We start from the raw sequence: 18243 nt of genomic DNA, 5'->3' as shown, positions 1-18243 counted from the left end.
TATTTATCCTTTTGAGATTTCGTTTGATAATTCATTAGTGTCACCTTCAGACCACGGAAAGTATTTTTTTAATTGTTCGCCGGCATTTAAAATGCCATCGACAATACCTTGTTTAAAATTTCCTGACTTAAATTGGGTAATCATGGCATCTTTGGTGCAATCCCAAAAATCTGCTGCAACGAGATCATTTATGCCTTTGTCTCCACAAATAGCAAATGTTTTATCTGCTACGGCAAAGTAAAATAAAACCCCATTTTGTTGCTGGGTTTCATCCATTTTTAATTCATGAAAAACTTCCAAAGCCCTGTCAAAAGGAACCTTGGAAGTGGTTTGTTCTATATGTACTCTAATCTCGCCAGAAGTATTTTTTTCAGCCACGCGAATAGCTTCAACGATGGTTAATTCTTCTTCTTTGGATAAAAAATCTTCTACTTTAGACATCGAAATGAGTTTTTAAATTAAGATTAACGTTTCTCTAATTTCTGAATTATTTCATTCGAAATTAAAAAAAAACGTTAATCAAAAATATGAATCTTTTTTTAGAATTTTACTTCAACTGGTTTTTCAGCTCCTGCAACAGCTTCAAAATATGGTTTTTCTTTGTAGCTTAAAAACCAGCTGTTTGGAATTGCAAGAACATAGCCATTGTAATCTTGTACAGCTTCGTTAAAACGAGTTCTGGCTGTTAAAATTTGATTTTCTGTACTAGCCAGTTCGTCTTGTAGTTTTAAGAAATTCTCGTTTGCTTTTAATGTTGGATATTGTTCAACAGAAACTAATAATCTTGACAAAGAAGATGATACACCACTTTGAGCCTGATTGTATTGTGCTAATTGTTCAGGAGTTACATTGCTTGGATCGATTGTTACCGAAGTCGCTTTTGCACGAGCCTCAATTACAGCTGTCAATGTTGATTTCTCGAAATCTGCAGCACCTTTTACAGTGTTTACTAAGTTTCCAATAAGGTCATTTCTTCTTTGGTAAGTCGTACTTACATTTCCCCATTCTTTATTAACTGCCTGATTTTTTTGCAAACCAGTATTTTTGATTCCAATTGACCAAAAAGCAATAATAGCGATTAGTACTACTATGATTCCTACAGGGATTAACCATTTTTTCATATCCGTTTTAATTTAAGTTTGTTTTTAATTTTTGAATAAATATACTATAATTCGTTCTTAATTTCGTTTAATTGTGTTTTTATGGTCTCTAATTTACGTATTATTTCGAATTTATCTAATGTTTTCTTCTGTCCCTCTTTCAAATGGGTTCTGGCGCCATCGAGTGTAAAACCTCTTTCTTTAACCAAATGATAAATCAATTGCAGATTGGTGATATCCTCAGGGGTAAACATTCTGTTGCCTTTGGCATTTTTTTTAGGTTTTAAAATGTCAAATTCACTATCCCAAAACCGAATCAATGATGCATTGACATTAAAGGCTTTGGCCACTTCGCCAATGCTATAATACCTTTTATCTTTTGAAAGCTCAATATGCATGATTTTTAATTTTCTGTTTTAATTCCAAAAATACTACTTTTTGGAGGATTAATCTAATGACTGATTTTCCTGGTTTGCCATTTGTGAAATTGCAACGTATTCTGCAGCCGAAATATTTCCGTAATAAAAATTCAACGGGTTGACCACTTTTCCGTCTTTATGCACTTCATAGTGACAATGCGGACCTTCGGATCTTCCTGTGCTTCCTACATAGCCAATTACATCTCCGCGTTTGACATGTTGTCCGGCTCTGCAATTGTATTTGCTTAAATGCGCATACAAACTCTCGTATCCAAAACCATGCCTGATCACCACATGATTTCCAAATCCGGAAGCCGAAGCATCGGCTCTTTCTACAACACCATCGCCTGTGGCATAAACAGGCGAGCCTGTATTGGCGGTGAAATCCATTCCGTTATGCATTTTTCTCACTTTGGTGAAAGGGTCAGTTCTGTAACCAAAACCGGAAGCCATTCGTTTTAAATTTTCATTCCTGACAGGCTGAATGGCAGGAATTGCCAGTAAGAGATTTCCTTTTGTACTGGCCAGTTTTAAAATTTCGTCTAATGATTTCGACTGAATAGCCAATTCTTTGGATAATCTGTCAATTCGTTTTGTGGTGTTTAATACCAGTTGCGAATTGTTGTAACCTTCTAAATCTTTATAACGTTTGGGATCTCTAAAACCTGCTTTTCTGATAGAATCCGGAATTTCGGTTTTGTTAAAGTAAACCCTGTATATATTGTTGTCCCTGTTTTCTAATGCTTGGGTCACATCATCGATTTCATCCATTTTTTTGTTTAAAATGGCATATTGCAATTTCAAATTCTCGATTTCACGTGCTTGCAAACGATCTTTTGGTGTTTCGAAATAAGGAGTATTAATTAATAGTACAAAAACTAAAAAACCAAATAATGCCGAGGCCAGCAAAAACAGTAATGCGTAACCGATTTTGATTCTTTTTCTGGTTTTTATTTTCGTATAAGCCAGATTTTCTGAGTCGTAATAATATTTTACTTTCGCCATATTTTAAAATACCCTATTTTTGCAGCTTGTAAAATAAGTTAGTCGAACAAATTTAATAAATGTTTCAGTTCTTCGAAGCTTTTTTTCAAGAATAAAATAATTAGATAATTGAGTCAATTAGATAATTAGTTAATGTATTTATGAGATAATTTATTGTTTGCTAACTTAAAGTTTTTTGGTTTAAAATCCTCAAATTATCGCAATTTCTAATTCATACATTCGCTAATTGTTTGATTATTAAATTATCACATTTTCAACAGACACATTTGCTTAATTTAAATATGAAATCACAAGACGTACGTAAACAATTTTTAGACTTTTTTAAAAGCAACGGGCACTTAATTGTTCCCTCGGCTCCTATTGTACTTAAAGATGATCCAACCTTAATGTTCAACAACTCAGGAATGGCCCAGTTCAAAGAATATTTTTTAGGAAACGGAACACCAAAAAGCAAAAGAATAGCCGATACGCAAAAATGTCTTCGTGTTTCAGGAAAACATAACGATCTTGAAGATGTAGGTTTTGATACCTATCATCATACTATGTTTGAGATGTTGGGTAACTGGTCTTTTGGTGATTATTTCAAAAAAGAAGCCATCAATTGGGCTTGGCAACTTTTGACAGAAGTTTATAAAATTCCAAAAGAAAATTTATATGTTTCTGTTTTTGAAGGAAGTAAAGAAGATAATGTACCTTTTGATCAGCAAGCTTGGGATATCTGGAAAACTCTAATCGATGAAGATCGCATTATCCTTGGAAATAAAAAAGATAATTTCTGGGAAATGGGAGATCAGGGGCCATGCGGACCTTGTTCTGAAATTCACGTTGATTTACGTCCGGAATCTGAAAAAGCATTAGTTTCAGGAAAAAGCTTAGTGAATAACGATCATCCGCAAGTGGTAGAAATCTGGAATAATGTATTTATGGAATTCAACCGTAAAGCTGACGGATCTTTAGAAAAACTTCCGGCACAACACGTAGATACCGGAATGGGATTTGAGCGTTTGTGTATGGCTTTGCAAGGAAAAACATCCAATTATGATACCGATGTTTTTACTCCGCTTATCGAGAAAGTAGAACAAATTACAGGTTTAAAATATACATCTGACGAGGTAAAAAATATCTCAGAAGAACAAAACAAAACAAACATTGCCATTCGTGTAGTGGTAGATCACGTTCGCGCCGTTGCTTTTGCAATTGCTGACGGACAATTACCATCTAACACTGGAGCTGGTTATGTAATTCGTAGAATTTTGCGTCGTGCTATTCGTTACGGATTTACATTTTTGAATACCAAAGAGCCTTTTATCAATAAACTGGTAGAAGTTTTAGCCAACCAAATGGGAGAATTTTTCCCGGAAATCAAATCGCAGCAACAATTGGTTACCAATGTAATTCGTGAAGAAGAAGCTTCTTTTTTAAGAACTTTGGATCAGGGATTACAATTGTTAGACAATGTAATTGCACAAACAAAAGGTGAGGAAGTTTCCGGTGCTAAGGTTTTTGAATTGTATGATACATTTGGTTTTCCAAAAGACTTGACAGCTCTAATTCTAAAAGAAAAAGGTTTTTCATATAATGAAGAAGAATTTGAAGTTGAATTACAAAAACAAAAAACACGTTCACGCGCGGCATCAGAAGTTTCAACAGAAGACTGGACAGTTTTGATTCCGGGAAATGTGGAAACTTTCGTTGGATATGATAAAGTAGAGAATGAGGTAAAAATCACCAGAATTCGTAAAGTAGATTCTAAGAAAGACGGAATTTTATACCAAATCGTTTTAGATAATACACCATTTTATCCCGAAGGTGGAGGACAAGTGGGAGATAAAGGAACATTGGTTTCTGCAAACGAGACAATTGAAATCATTGATACGAAAAAAGAAAACAATTTGATTTTGCATTTTGCAAAACAATTGCCTGAAAATATCCAAGCTGGTTTTATAGCAAAAGTAAATACCGATTTAAGAGGTGCAACTTCTAAAAATCACTCCGCTACGCATTTAATGCATTTGGCTTTGAGAAGCCTTCTTGGAACTCACGTAGAGCAAAAAGGTTCATTAGTGAATCCTAGCTATCTTCGTTTTGACTTCTCGCACTTTTCTAAAGTTTCAGAGGATGAATTACGTCAGGTTGAAGCAAGTGTAAATGAGCAAATTGAAGCGCAATTACAACTGGTAGAACACAGAAATATCCCAATTAAAGAAGCATTGGATAAAGGTGCAATGGCTTTATTTGGAGAAAAATACGGCGATAATGTTCGAATGATTGAATTTGGTGACAGTAAAGAACTTTGCGGTGGAATTCATGTGAAAAACACAGCTGAAATCTGGCATTTCAAAATCATCTCTGAAGGGGCAGTAGCAGCTGGAATTCGTCGTATTGAAGCCATTACAGGCGATGCGGTAAAAGACTTCTACCAAAATCAGGAAAATACCTTATCTGAAATAAAAGAAACATTAAAAAATCCGCAGGATATTTTAAAGTCAGTGGCTTCTTTACAGGATGATAATGCTAAATTGAAAAAGCAGGTTGAGGGATTACTTAAAGAAAAAGTAAACGCTTTAAAATCTGAATTAGAGAAAGATTTTCAGCAAGTAAACGGAGTAAATTTCCTTGCAAAACAAGTAGATTTAAGCATGGCTTCAACAAAAGATTTGGCTTCTGCATTAGGAAGTTCAAAACCAGATTCATTTGTATTCTTAGCTTCTCTAGAAGAAGGTTTACCAAATATTCACTGTTATATATCTAAAGAATTGGTAGCAAGTAAAAGCTTAAATGCAAATGCAGTGATCAAAGAACTAGGAAAATATATTGAAGGAAACGGAGGAGGGCAACCTTTCTTCGCTTCTGGAAAAGGTAAAAATGCTGGTGGAATTGCAGAGGCTTTGTCCCATGCAATTGAGTTTGTGAAATAAGTTTTTTAAAGTTACTAAGGTTCTAAGAATTTAAAATCTAGATAAAGTAAACCCGGCAGGTTTTTAAAACTTGTCGGGTTTTTGTTTTTTATTTTTTTTGCCACAGATTATAAGGATTAAAATGATTTTTACCTCATTTGACAAAGGAGAAATCTTCGTAATAAACTCGCAAAGATTCAAGAGTTAAATTCGTGCAAATTGGTGGAATTTGTGGCAAAAAGTCAAAGAAACTCCCCAATCTTCTCAGGAAGTGCTTAAAAAGAAAAGGGCTTTAGTCAAACCTAACAGTTTGGCTAAAGCCTTTAACTTTAATTTATTTTTTCCATCCAGCTAAGCTGCACGCTATTGAAAAACTTAGAAACTCAGCGCCTGAGTACTTTAGGATATAAAAAAGTATTATTTACGTTCCCCAATTTGCTGACGCCACATAGCGTAATACAATCCTTTCTCCACAATCAAATCCTCATGTTTGCCCGATTCAATAATTTTTCCTTGTTCAAGAACAAATATTTTATCGGCATGCATTACAGTAGACAATCTGTGCGCGATTAAAACCGTGATTCTGTTTTGATCGGATATATTTCTAATTGTAGTGTTAATTTCTTCTTCGGTGATAGAATCCAGGGCAGAGGTAGCTTCATCAAAAATCAATAAATTGGGATTTCTTAAAATAGCACGGGCAATTGACAAACGTTGTTTCTCACCACCTGAGACTTTAATTCCGCCTTCACCAATTGTAGTGTTCAGGCCATCTTCGGCGCGTTGTAGCAATTTTTCGCAGCTGGCACGCTTTAATGCATCGTACAAATCTTCATCGGTTGCGTTTGGCCTTACAAACAATAAATTCTCACGAATTGTTCCTGAGAATAATTGAGCATCCTGGGTAACAAAACCTAATTGTTTCCTTAGATCAAGTAAATCAATTTCGGTTGAATCAATATCGTTGTAAAACACCTGACCTTCGGCCGGGGTATATAATCCCACTAATAATTTTACCAAAGTTGTCTTCCCGGATCCGGACGGACCAACAAAAGCAACAGTTTCTCCTTGTTTGATTTCGAAATTAATATTTTCAACGGCTTTAAATTTAGCAGTTTTATGCTGAAAACTTACATTCTCGAAAAGCAAAGATTGAATCGCTCCAACGTGTTTTGGACTTTTAGGACGAAATTCTTTTGGAGCACTTAATAATGTTTTGAAGTTTTCCATCGAAACTTTGGTTTCGTTCAGAGCAATAATGAAATTTCCTAACTCTTGTAAAGGTCCAAAAATAAAGAAGGTAAAAAATACCATCGTTAACAGATCCCCTACAATGATTTTATTTCCAAACAAGAAATAATATAAAGTAAAAACCACGCAAGTTCTTAAAAAGTGAACCGTTGTTCCCTGAATAAAACTCAAACTTCTGATAAAACGGATTTTCTCCAGTTCAAGTTGCAGGATTTTAAAGGTGTTTAAGTTCAAACGTTTTTCTTCCTGATAGGTTAAACCAAGACTTTTCACTAGTTCGATGTTTCTTAAACTTTCGGTTGTAGAACCTGCCAAAGCATTGGTTTGATTGACAATTTTTCGAGAAACGATCTTTATCTTTTTACCCAAATACGAACTGATCAAAGCAATGATTGGAGCTGTAATCAAAAAGATAATCGAAATGCGATAATCGATTCGGGCAACGTAAACAATTACAAAAATGAATCCGATAATGGTTTGAAAGATCAAAGAGATCGAAAGCGTAATTAATTTTTCAGAATCAGATCGTACTTTGGTCAGTTTGCTTAAAGTTTCACCGCTTCGCTGGTCTTCAAATTCTGCATAAGGCAAATCAAGAGATTTTTTGATTCCGTCAGTATACATCTGAGCTCCGGTTCTCTGGATCACCACATTGGTAAAATAATCCTGAAAGTTTTTGGTGATTCTGGAAATCATGGCAGCACCAAGAGAGAGTCCTAGCCAGAAGGATAAAGATTTTATAAAACCAATTTCGTTTCCTTCGTATTTATGCAAACCAACACCGCAATCCTGCATTAATTTACCGGTAATAATAGAGTCTGATAAACTGAAACAAATGTTTATGGAGGCCATAATCAACGCAAAAAGCAATAGCATTTTGTGTTTGATTATATAAGAATATAATAATTTCATATAGAGAGGATGTTAAAAAAATAGAAGATGCAAAAGTAGTGAATAGTTTGAGTTTGTGAAGTTGATTTATGTTATTAAAAATGTTAATTATTTTAATATTTTGTCTTTTATTTTAATCTAAATTTATCCCATAAAAAAAAATCTGCTTATATGAAAAAACTTTTACCACTTTTTGGATTTTTAACGTTCTTATTGATATCCTGTTCAAGTGATGATAATACTCCTTCAGAAGAGAGTGTTGTTTTGCCTAAAACCATTTCGTATCTATATCCTAATGCATCTTTAGGAACAAATAGTACCAGTACACTTAAGTTTGATGGCAAGAAAATTATAAACAGTATAGACTCTGATTCAAAAACAATATTTACCTACAACGCAGATCTGATAACAAAACAAGAATTATTTAATGTTGATGAGAAAGGAAATGAAACTAAAAGTAAAGAAGTTGTATATAGTTATGAAAATGGAAAATTAAAAACACGAATTCATAAAATACTTTTTAGTAAAGAATATCCTGATGGAGAATATATTATAAAAACGGTTTATACACATAATTCTAATGAACAAATTTCATATATAAATTATTCAATTGATGCTAAAACGAAATTAGAAATTCAAACCAGCATAGGTACTTTGACTTATAAAGATGGTAATCTTGTAAAAGAGCAGCAAACATTTAAATCAGTAACAACTACATTGGTTTTTGAATATGACACTAAAAATAATCCTCTTAAAAGTATTTTAGGTTTTAACTTGTTGTTAAATGAAGTGAGTTATTTTGGGAAAAATAATATTTTAAAAGTGATAAAAGCATCCTCTGAAAATACTAATGTAAGCACCTATTTGACAACCTATTCATATAATGAAAACGGTTATCCATTAAAACATACTTCATTTGATGGAACAGGTAAATCAATAGAATACGAAATTGAATATACGTACTAGTTTTAAAATTTAAATAGCAATAAAAAAACAAATGCCTTTAATGTTTGGTTTTTTTATTGATGAAATTTTTAAATTCATCCTACTATTTTTTTTGTTAAAAATTCTTAAAAATTAAATATACTATCCTGTATATTTGCTTTTAATAAATAATATTAAACCTGTAATAATGAAAAAAATTTTATGTTTTTTTGGAGCATTAGCTTTAATACTTAGCTCTTGTTCTAGTGATGAAAACGGAACTGATGCTGTTTTGCCTAAAACAGTTAGTTATAAATATTCCGATTCTCCTGAAGATAATGATTTCTCGACAATAACGTATGACGGAAATAAAATACTAAGTGCTAGTTATACAGCAAGTGATAAAGAAGTATATACCTACACTGGGGATTTTATCACTAAAATTGAAGATTTTGCTCAGGAAGGAAATATTAGTTCTAAAAATGAAATTACATATGAGGACGGTAAAGTAAAAATAGATGTATTAACAGAAATAGCTCCTACTGTTACTTATATTTCTAAAAGAGTTTATACATACAATACAAACGGAACAATATCTTTTGTAAATTATTCTGTTGACCCAACCACAAAAGAAGAAACAAAAAAATCTGATGGAGTTTTAACCTACATAAATGGAAATCTTATAAAGAAAATAGAAACTTTTGATTCTTATTCATATACTAAAACATACCAATATGATGCTAAAAATAATCCTTTTAAAAATGTTTTAGGATTTAATTTACTTATTGATCATGAAACTAGTGCTAGTTTAAATAATGTAACAAAACTAACTACTCTTTACAAATATGGAGAAGATATTACAACCAATATTTTCAATAGTGTTTATCAGTACAATGAAAAAGGATATCCGACAAAACAAACCCAAACCGATTCTTCGCAAGATGATGAAATAACAGAATATACTTATTAAGCGTTATAAGTTTAAACTTTATCAAAAACCAAATACTTCTGTATTTGGTTTTTTTATTGGTGAAAATTGGTGAAATTCGTGTTTAAATAAAAAGCCATGCAGTTCAGAACCCAAATACCAATTTCTAAAAGCAATAATCCAATCCATTATAATTCGAAAATAATCTCTATTGGTTCGTGTTTTGCAGAAAATATGGCCGAGAAATTTGATTATTTCAAATTTCAAAACTCTACAAATCCGTTTGGGATTATTTTTAATCCGGTTTCGATCGAAAAAATAATGAGTAGAGTGGTTAAGGAAGAATTTTACACAGAGAAAGATGTTTTCTTTTATAACGAGCGCTGGCATAGTTACCAAGTACACTCAGATCTAAGCAACTCGGACCGACAGGAATTACTCGAAACGTTGAATAAAGCTATTTCAGAAACTTATAAATATTTAAAACAAGCCACACATATTATCATTACTTATGGAACTTCCTGGATTTACAGAAACACAGAAAGTGAGCAAATCGTGGCCAATTGCCACAAAGTGCCTCAAAGGAAATTCTCAAAAGAATTATTAGAAGTTGAAGTAATTCAGAAAAGTATTCAAAACACAATAGATGTAATTCAGGTTTTGAACCCGAATATCAATTTCGTTTTTACCGTTTCGCCCGTACGCCATATCAAAGACGGTTTTGCAGAAAATCAACTCAGTAAATCGCATCTGTTTGCCGGACTTCATCAAGTTTTAAAAACTCATAACACAGAATTCATTACTCATAACTATTTCCCATCTTACGAAATCATGATGGACGAACTTCGTGATTATCGTTTTTATGCCCAGGATATGCTGCATCCTAATCAAATTGCCATTGATTATGTCTGGAAACTTTTTAGCGAAAATTATATCTCACCAGAAAGCAGTACTACTATGCAGGAAGTAGATGAAATTCAAAAAAGTCTGCGTCACAGAAGTTTTAATCCGGAATCAGAACAGCATCAAAAATTTTTAGCAAAACTTCAGCAAAAAATAAGTGCTATTCAGGAAAAATGGATTCATATTAAATTTTAATTTAATATAAGTATTTCAATTCCATTATTTAATGAAGGGTTTTCCAATCAAAAAACTTAGTGTCTTGGTGCCTTCGCGGCAAATTAAAAGTAAGAAAATAATTATTTGTGCGTAAAATTCTAGAATAATTGCGTGTAATTATGTAAATTGTTAAAGTTTAAAATTCTCAATTTTGTAGACTGTATAAGTACAGCCTTATAACAACGCAACTTTAATCTAATCGTGTTTTATTGACGTATGAATAAGAAACCCATTCATTTTCTTAAAAAAACACTACGTATACTTCTTTGGTGCGTGGTTTCTATCATTGCACTTTTATTACTTTTAATTGTTTTAATTCAGGTTCCTTCTATTCAAAATTATGCGAAGGACAAAGCAATTACCTATCTTCATAATAAGATTAAAACCAAAGTTTCATTAGATCATATTTCGATTAAATTCCCAAAAGATATAGTTTTGGAAGGTTTTTATTTCGAAGACCAAAAAAAAGATACTTTACTGGCAGGTAAACGTTTAGAGGTTGATGTCGATTTGTTTAAACTGGTAAGCAGTGAACTCGAAATCAATTCGGTTTCACTTGAAAATGTGAATGCGAATATTTCCAGAAATAAAGACGGCGTTTTCAATTTTGATTATATCATAAAAGCATTCGAATCAAAAGAACCAAAGGTGGAGGATCCGGATAGCAAACCTTTTAAAATTTCGGTTGTAAAAGTGAATCTGGATAATGTGAAATTCAGTTTTAAAGATGATTTTTCTAAGAATGATGTCAAGGTCAATCTAACACATTTCGATACAAAATTTAAGGAATTTGATTTGGATAAAATGAATTTTGATATTCCGAACATTAAATTAGACGGATTAAAACTGGTTTTAGATCAAGATGCAGTGGAAAAAATTGCTGAAGTTTCGGTAGAAACCGTTGATACCATCTCGAAAAGAAAAGATTTTAATTTAAAATTAGGCAAAATCAGTTTATCGAAAATTGATATTGCCTATGACAATAAAGACTCTAAATTAGATTCAGGGATAAAACTGGGTAATCTTGATTTATCGGTAAACAAAATAGATTTGAATAATCAGCTTTTAGATTTCGATACTTTCGAGCTAAAAAATCTAAAAGGAAACTTGAGATTAGGTACAAAAGACAAACAAATAAAAACGCCCGATTTAGATTCAACTGCCATTAAACAAGCAGGTTGGAAAGTAAAACTAAATGATATCGACATACAGGATGTTGCTTTCAAATTTGATGATATGCAATCCAAACCGGTTGTAAAAGGAATTGATTACAGTCATTTAGATTTGGATAAACTGAATTTTAAAGCAGAAAAATTATACTACGGAAACGATACCATTTCAGGAAATATAAAAGCTTTAAGTGCAAACGATAAAAGCGGATTACAAATTCAGTCTTTAAAAACTGATTTCTTTTACGGGCCTAAAAATGCGTATCTGAATGATTTGTATTTAAAAACACCTCAAACTTTACTTCAAAATAAAGTTAAAGTGGGGTACAATTCGATTGCATCAATTTCTAAAGATTTAGGAAACCTTTCTATAGAGGCAAATCTAAATCAGTCGAAAATTGGTTTTAAAGATATTTTATTATTTGTTCCGGATTTACAAAAAACAAATCCGTTTAAGAGTAACCCAAATGCAATTTTGTATCTGAATACACGCTTGAGCGGAAAAATAAAAGATCTAAGGATTCCGCAATTTGAAATGAGCGGAATAGGAAATACAAAAGTTTCCCTTTCGGGGAAAATAAAAGGATTGCCGGATGCTCAAAAAGCCTATTACGATCTGGATATTAAGAAAGTTTCAAGCACGTCTAAAGATATATATTCGTTTGTACCAACAGGAACAATTCCAAAGAATATTCAGTTGCCTTCTCAATTGAATTTGCAGGGAAAATTTAAAGGTTCAGTTCAGAATTTCAAAACCAATCTGGCTTTAAACAGTAGTTTTGGAAATGCAAAAGTGGATGGGTTATTTGATCAGCGCGTTAAGAAAAAAGAGAAATACGATGCAACGGTTTATCTGTTAGATTTTGATTTGGGGAGATTGATCAAAAACGATTCGATTGGAAAAATTACCCTTAAAGCAAAAGTAAAAGGAAATGGTTTAGACCCAAAAACGGCTCGTGCTCAATTTGATGGACTGGTACAGAAAGCAGTTTTTAATCGATATACTTATAGAGATTTAGCATTAAAAGGAAATATCGCAAAGGGTTCATTCGACGTAAAATCCGGAATGAAAGATCCAAATTTGAATTTTGACTTGGTTGCGAGCGGAAATACACAAGATAAATACCCTTCAATAAAATTAAAATTAAACCTTGATATTGCCGATTTAGAAAAACTGAATCTTCATGCCGGACCAATGAAATTGCGAGGTAATGTAGATGCTGATATTGCCAATAGTAATCCTGATTTTTTAAACGGAAAAGTGTTTCTTTCCAACATTCAGGTTTTGCAGGCTGCAGAACCAATTGTTCTGGATTCTGTTCGCATAATTGCTTTTGCGGATAATAATCGAAATAATATCAAAATTTCATCTCAGTTTTTAAAGGCCGAAGTTGACGGAAAATACAAACTAACAACATTAACTGCCGCGATAAAAAAATCATTGTCAAAATATATTGATTTAAAAAATCCAAAAGTAAATGGCGAGGCAGACGAGCAACGTTTGACCTTTAAGTTAAAGATCGATAATGACCCTATACTTTTTAAACTGGTTCCCAAATTAACCGGTTTAGAACCTGTTAACATTACCGGAAAATACAATAACGTAACAGATTCATTAGAAATAAAAGGAACAATCCCAAGAATTGTTTATGGCGATAATACCATTTCTGACGGAAAAATAAATATCGAAGCCAAAGAAAATGCTTTAGAATATTCGGTTTCTGTAGCAACAATCGAAAGCGGATCTTTAAAAATTCCCTTTACGAGTTTATCGGGAAAAGTCGAGAATAATCTTTTGACATATGCACTTGAAGTGAAAGATGTAAAAGACAAACAACAATATTTTATTGCCGGAGAATTTAAAACAGAGGATTCTAAAAACATCTTTAAAATCGATGCTGAAAACTTTATACTAAATTATGATAAATGGACTATTGATCCTGAAAATGTAATTGAGTTTGGAGCAAAAAGATTGTACATCAATAAATTTTATCTGGCCAATTCAGGTAATGAATTAAAAATTCAGTCGCAGGGAGAACAGGACAATGCGCCATTGCAAGTCGATTTTGTAAACTTCAAAATTGAGACCATTATGAACATGGTCAAAAAAGATGAAATTTTGATGCAAGGTTTGATCAATGGTAATGCAGTGGTGGAAAATGTAATGACAAAACCCACTTTTACATCAGACTTAAAAGTAGATCAGTTTGCTTTTAAAGGAGAACCGGTTGGGGATATTGCCATAAAAGTAGATAATAAAACCGATAATTTACTCAATGCAGATGTAGCACTTACAGGCGAAGGAAATGAAGTAAAGCTGACAGGAAACTATAGAATGGATGACGGAAATCTTGATTTTGATTTAGATTTAAACAAGCTTTATCTTAAAAGCATTCAGGGTTTTACAATGGGCAATGTGACAGAAGGAACGGGTTATTTATCCGGAAATTTTAAAATTGTTGGCAAGGCGTCAAGTCCAAAAGTATCGGGAGAATTAAATTTTAACGATACCGGCTTTAGAATCACACAACTCAATTCATTTTTTAAAACAGATAAGGAAAAAATCACCTTTAATAATGATGTAATCACTTTTGATAAGTTCACGCTTCACGACGAAAACGACAACGAATTATCTGTAGATGGAACCATTCAGTCTCCGGATTTCAAAGCATATAACTTTGGTCTGCTGGTTACGGCAGACGATTTTAGAGCCATACATTCTAAAGAAGCCGATAATGATTTGTTTTATGGCGATATGTTTTTAGACACAAAACTAAATATTAAAGGAAATCTTGATAGCCCGGTTATCGATGGAACGATAAAAATTAATAAAGAAACCAATTTTACGTTGGTAATGCCGCAGTCAGATCCATCAATTGCAGATCGTGAAGGAATTGTAGAGTTTGTCAACGAAGATAGTATGTATTTGAAACAGACCGTTGATTTACAGAATAAACTCGATCAGTCTGAAGTAAAAGGAATGGATGTAAATGTGGCCATTTCGATTGATAAAGAAGCAGAATTGACTTTGCTTATCGACAAAGCAAACGGGGATTATTTAAAATTAAAAGGAGAAGCAGAGTTAGTTGGAGGAATAGATAAATCAGGAAAAACTACTTTGACTGGTAAATATGAGTTTTCAGACGGGGCTTATGAAATGAATTTTAACGGAATCAAAAGAAAATTTGATATCCAGAAAGGAAGTTATATTACCTGGAATGGCGAACCGACAATGGCGAATTTAAATATTACGGCAATTTATAAAGTAAATGCTGCGCCAATTGATTTATTAGGCAACCAGCTTGGAAACGATGATCAGGCCATAAGAAATAGATACAAACAAAAGCTTCCGTTTCAGACTTTATTGAAAATGAACGGAGAATTAATGAAACCGGATATCTCTTTTGGTATCGTACTTCCTGATGGCAATTATAATGTTTCTTCCGATGTGGTGACCTTAACGCAGACTAAACTAAAACAATTAGAACAAGATCCTGCCGAATTAAATAAACAGGTTTTTGCCCTTTTATTACTAAACCGATTTGTAGGCGAGAATCCATTTGCCAGTGAAAGCGGCGGTACAAATGCAGAATCTTTGGCCAGACAAAGTGTGAGTAAGATTCTTTCGCAGCAATTAAATAATCTTGCCGGAGAACTAATTACCGGATTTGAAGTCAATTTTGATTTAGAATCTACAGAAGATTACACTTCTGGAACCATGCAAAACAGAACCGATTTGAATGTTGCGGTTTCTAAAAAACTGCTCGATGACAGATTGAAAGTAACGGTAGGAAGCAGTTTTGGTGTTGAAGGAGCGGAGCGTGCCAATGAAGAAAGCACCAATATTGCCGGAGACGTAGCCTTGGATTATCAGCTTACAAAAGATGGCCGTTATATGGTTCGTGCTTACAGAAAAAATCAATATCAGGTAGCAGTTGAAGGTCAGGTTGTAGAAACGGGTGTTGCTTTTATCATTACAATGAGTTACAATAAATTCAGAGAGCTTTTTCATCGTTCAGAAGAAGAAAAGCAAATGATAAAAGAAGAAAAAATCCGCAAAGAAAAAATAAAGCAAAAAGAGAAAGAAGAAAAAGAATTAAAAGAGAATCAAATTCAAGGTAATGAACAAAAAACATAAACATATAGAAAATTGGTATATAAATTATTTTGTACTGTTTTGCCTGTTTTTTGTTTTAGGCTGCAGTAATACTAAATACCTGCCGGAAGGCGATTTGCTTTACACAGGAGCTTCTGTAAGAGTGAAAGATTCTTTACTAAAGAAAAAAGAAAGAAAAGCACTCGAAACAGAATTAGAAGCTTTATTGCGTCCAAAACCCAACAAACAAATTTTGGGATTACGTCCCAAATTATGGATTTACAATCTGGCCGGCGAACCTAAAAAACAAAAAGGTACCAGATATTGGCTTCGTAATAAAGTAGGAGAGGCTCCGGTTCTTTTCAGCAAGGTCGATTTAGATTATAACGCTTCTGTTCTGAGAAATTTTACCGAAAACAGAGGTTATTTTAAAACCCGTGTCAGCGCTGATTCTACCGTTCGAAATAAAAGAGTTACGGCAGAATATACCGTTATACCCAAAAAACAATATATCATTAAAAGCGTAACTTTTCCTGATGATTCCCTGGCCATGTCCAGAATCATTGGAAGATCAAGCCGAAGAAGTTTATTGAAAGTAGGAAAACCGTATGATCTGGATATTATAAAAGCCGAAAGAGAACGAATCGATGCAAGGCTTAAAGAGAAAGGGTATTTTTACTTTAACCCAGATTATCTTTTGGCTCAGGTAGACAGCAGTAAAGGCGATCATGAAGTAAAAATCAGGCTGGTAATAAAACCAGATACACCACCAAAAGCACTTACGGCCTATAAGATTAATAGAATTTTTGTTTACCCTAATTATTCTCTTTCGAATGATAGTGCCGTTTACAGGAAAAAAAATATAACGCAATACAAAGATTTCACGATTATAGATACAACAGAGACTTTTAAACCAAGAGTTTACGATCGAACGATCTATTTTAAAAAAGGAGATTTGTATAACAGAAAAGACCATAATTTAACCTTAAATCGTTTTGTGAATCTGGGAACTTTTAGTTTTGTAAAAAATGAATTTAAACCCTCGGATAGTATTCCAAAGACTTTAGATTCCTATTACTATCTAACACTTTTGCCTAAAAAGTTTATTCGCGTTGAGGTTCTGGGAAAAACAAATTCAGCCAGTTATACCGGAACAGAACTTAATGTAAATTGGAATAACCGAAATTTACTTAAAGGCGCAGAACTATTTACCGTGTCTGTTTTTGGCGGTGCTGATTTCCAGCTTGGAGGTGTAAACAAAGGAAAGAACATTTATAAACTGGGAGCAGAAACAAGTTTAACCTGGCCTAGATTTGTTACGCCATTTAATATCGAAGGGAACAGCGAGTATGTACCAAGAACCAAAGTAGCTTTGCGATATGAGTATCAAAAAAGAACACAGTTGTATGCCCTTAATTCCTTTAATGCCTCTTTTGGATATTTGTGGAAAGAAAACATAAGGAAAGAACACCAGCTAAATGTAATAGATGTAACCTACGTAAGTCCCAATCATGTTACCCCGGAATATTTAGAAGATATAAAACAGGATCCTGCGCTGGGGAAAGTAATTGAAAAACAGCTTATTTTTGGACCGACTTACAATTATACTTTTACCAATACCATGCAGAAACGCCGAAAAAACACCTTCTATTTTAATGGTGAATTAGATTTAGCCGGAAATATTACAGGATTGGTTACAGGTGCCAATTATAAAAAAGACGATGTAAAGACCATATTTGACGTTCCCTTTAGCCAATATGTAAAAATCAAATCAGATTTCAGGCATTATTTAAAACTGGGGAAAGAAAGCGAATTGGCCAGCAGATTAATTGTAGGAGCAGGATTGGCTTACGGAAATTCAAGAACGCTGCCAACATCGAAACAATTTGTAGTAGGAGGAACCAATAGTATTAGAGCTTTTAGAGCCAGAACTTTAGGACCGGGAAGTTATGTGATTCCGCCAACAGTAAACAACAATTATACACCAGATCAATCAGCAGATTTAAAATTGGAATTTAATACAGAATACAGAGCAAAGCTCTTTAGTATTGTAAGAGGAGCGGTGTTTATAGACGCGGGAAATATTTGGCTTTTACACGCCGATCCTGATAAACAAGGAGCCGAAATCTCAAAAGATTTTATGAAACAAATTGCAATAGGTGCTGGTGCAGGTTTACGTTTCGACTTGTCGTTCTTGGTTTTAAGAACCGATTTGGCTTTCCCTCTTAGAAATCCAGCCCTTCCGGATGGACAGCGCTGGGTAATTGATGATATTAATTTCGGAAGCGGACCGTGGAGAAAAGACAACCTGATTTTAAATATCGCGATTGGTTATCCATTCTAAAGAAGGTTTGCCACGAATTTGTTTTGCCACTTCGCTATGGCTCGGGTCACCAATGAGCACGAATTTTAAAATTGAATTTTTAAGATTTTAATTCATGAAA

General features: G+C 33.3%; 11 protein-coding genes. 6 read left to right on the top strand and 5 right to left on the bottom strand.

Annotation, left to right across the window (positions count from 1 at the left end; all coding sequences use genetic code 11):
- Window positions 1-3: 3 nt before the first annotated feature.
- From IRZ78_RS18245 to IRZ78_RS18230, 4 genes are all read right to left on the bottom strand, one after another.
- Window positions 4-441: a TPM domain-containing protein gene (locus IRZ78_RS18245; RefSeq protein WP_194617886.1), complete on the bottom strand. Its 438-nt coding sequence runs from the start codon at window positions 439-441 to the stop codon at window positions 4-6.
- A 98-nt stretch (window positions 442-539) separates the two neighbouring features.
- The gene (locus IRZ78_RS18240; protein WP_078008523.1) at window positions 540-1121 is read right to left on the bottom strand and encodes a LemA family protein; all 582 of its coding nucleotides are present in this window, start codon (window positions 1119-1121) and stop codon (window positions 540-542) included.
- Window positions 1122-1165: 44 nt separating this feature from the next.
- Window positions 1166-1498: a MerR family transcriptional regulator gene (locus IRZ78_RS18235; protein WP_055094707.1), complete on the bottom strand. Its 333-nt coding sequence runs from the start codon at window positions 1496-1498 to the stop codon at window positions 1166-1168.
- A 48-nt stretch (window positions 1499-1546) separates the two neighbouring features.
- Window positions 1547-2524 (bottom strand): peptidoglycan DD-metalloendopeptidase family protein, encoded by a 978-nt coding sequence (locus tag IRZ78_RS18230; RefSeq protein ID WP_194617885.1) that lies wholly within the window; start codon window positions 2522-2524, stop codon window positions 1547-1549.
- Window positions 2525-2805: 281 nt separating this feature from the next.
- Here IRZ78_RS18230 and alaS point away from each other — a divergent pair, with 281 nt between their 5' ends.
- Window positions 2806-5442 carry an alanine--tRNA ligase gene (gene alaS, locus IRZ78_RS18225; protein ID WP_194617884.1) on the top strand — a complete coding sequence of 879 codons (2637 nt, stop codon included), beginning with the start codon at window positions 2806-2808 and terminating at the stop codon, window positions 5440-5442.
- A 396-nt stretch (window positions 5443-5838) separates the two neighbouring features.
- Here alaS and IRZ78_RS18220 read toward each other — a convergent pair whose 3' ends face one another.
- On the bottom strand, window positions 5839-7584 hold the full coding sequence (locus IRZ78_RS18220; RefSeq protein WP_194617883.1) for an ABC transporter ATP-binding protein: 1746 nt from the start codon (window positions 7582-7584) through the stop codon (window positions 5839-5841).
- 150 nt (window positions 7585-7734) lie between these two features.
- Here IRZ78_RS18220 and IRZ78_RS18215 point away from each other — a divergent pair, with 150 nt between their 5' ends.
- The 5 genes from IRZ78_RS18215 (at window position 7735) to IRZ78_RS18195 (ending at window position 18143) form a co-directional block, all read left to right on the top strand.
- Window positions 7735-8529: a hypothetical protein gene (locus tag IRZ78_RS18215; protein WP_194617882.1), complete on the top strand. Its 795-nt coding sequence runs from the start codon at window positions 7735-7737 to the stop codon at window positions 8527-8529.
- Between the two features lie 166 nt (window positions 8530-8695).
- Complete coding sequence (locus IRZ78_RS18210) at window positions 8696-9457, top strand: hypothetical protein (RefSeq protein ID WP_194617881.1); 762 nt, start codon at window positions 8696-8698, stop codon at window positions 9455-9457.
- 96 nt (window positions 9458-9553) lie between these two features.
- Window positions 9554-10513: a GSCFA domain-containing protein gene (locus IRZ78_RS18205; RefSeq protein WP_194617880.1), complete on the top strand. Its 960-nt coding sequence runs from the start codon at window positions 9554-9556 to the stop codon at window positions 10511-10513.
- Between the two features lie 237 nt (window positions 10514-10750).
- Complete coding sequence (locus tag IRZ78_RS18200; RefSeq protein ID WP_194617879.1) at window positions 10751-15841, top strand: translocation/assembly module TamB; 5091 nt, start codon at window positions 10751-10753, stop codon at window positions 15839-15841.
- Complete coding sequence (locus IRZ78_RS18195) at window positions 15825-18143, top strand: BamA/TamA family outer membrane protein (protein WP_194617878.1); 2319 nt, start codon at window positions 15825-15827, stop codon at window positions 18141-18143. The genes IRZ78_RS18200 and IRZ78_RS18195 overlap by 17 nt, the downstream gene beginning before the upstream one ends.
- Window positions 18144-18243 lie beyond the last annotated feature (100 nt).

Source organism: Flavobacterium sp. CSZ, assembly GCF_015350725.1.
Lineage (GTDB): Bacteria > Bacteroidota > Bacteroidia > Flavobacteriales > Flavobacteriaceae > Flavobacterium.
Note: the sequence above shows the minus strand (reverse complement) of the source record. Positions and strands in the feature narration are given on the sequence as shown.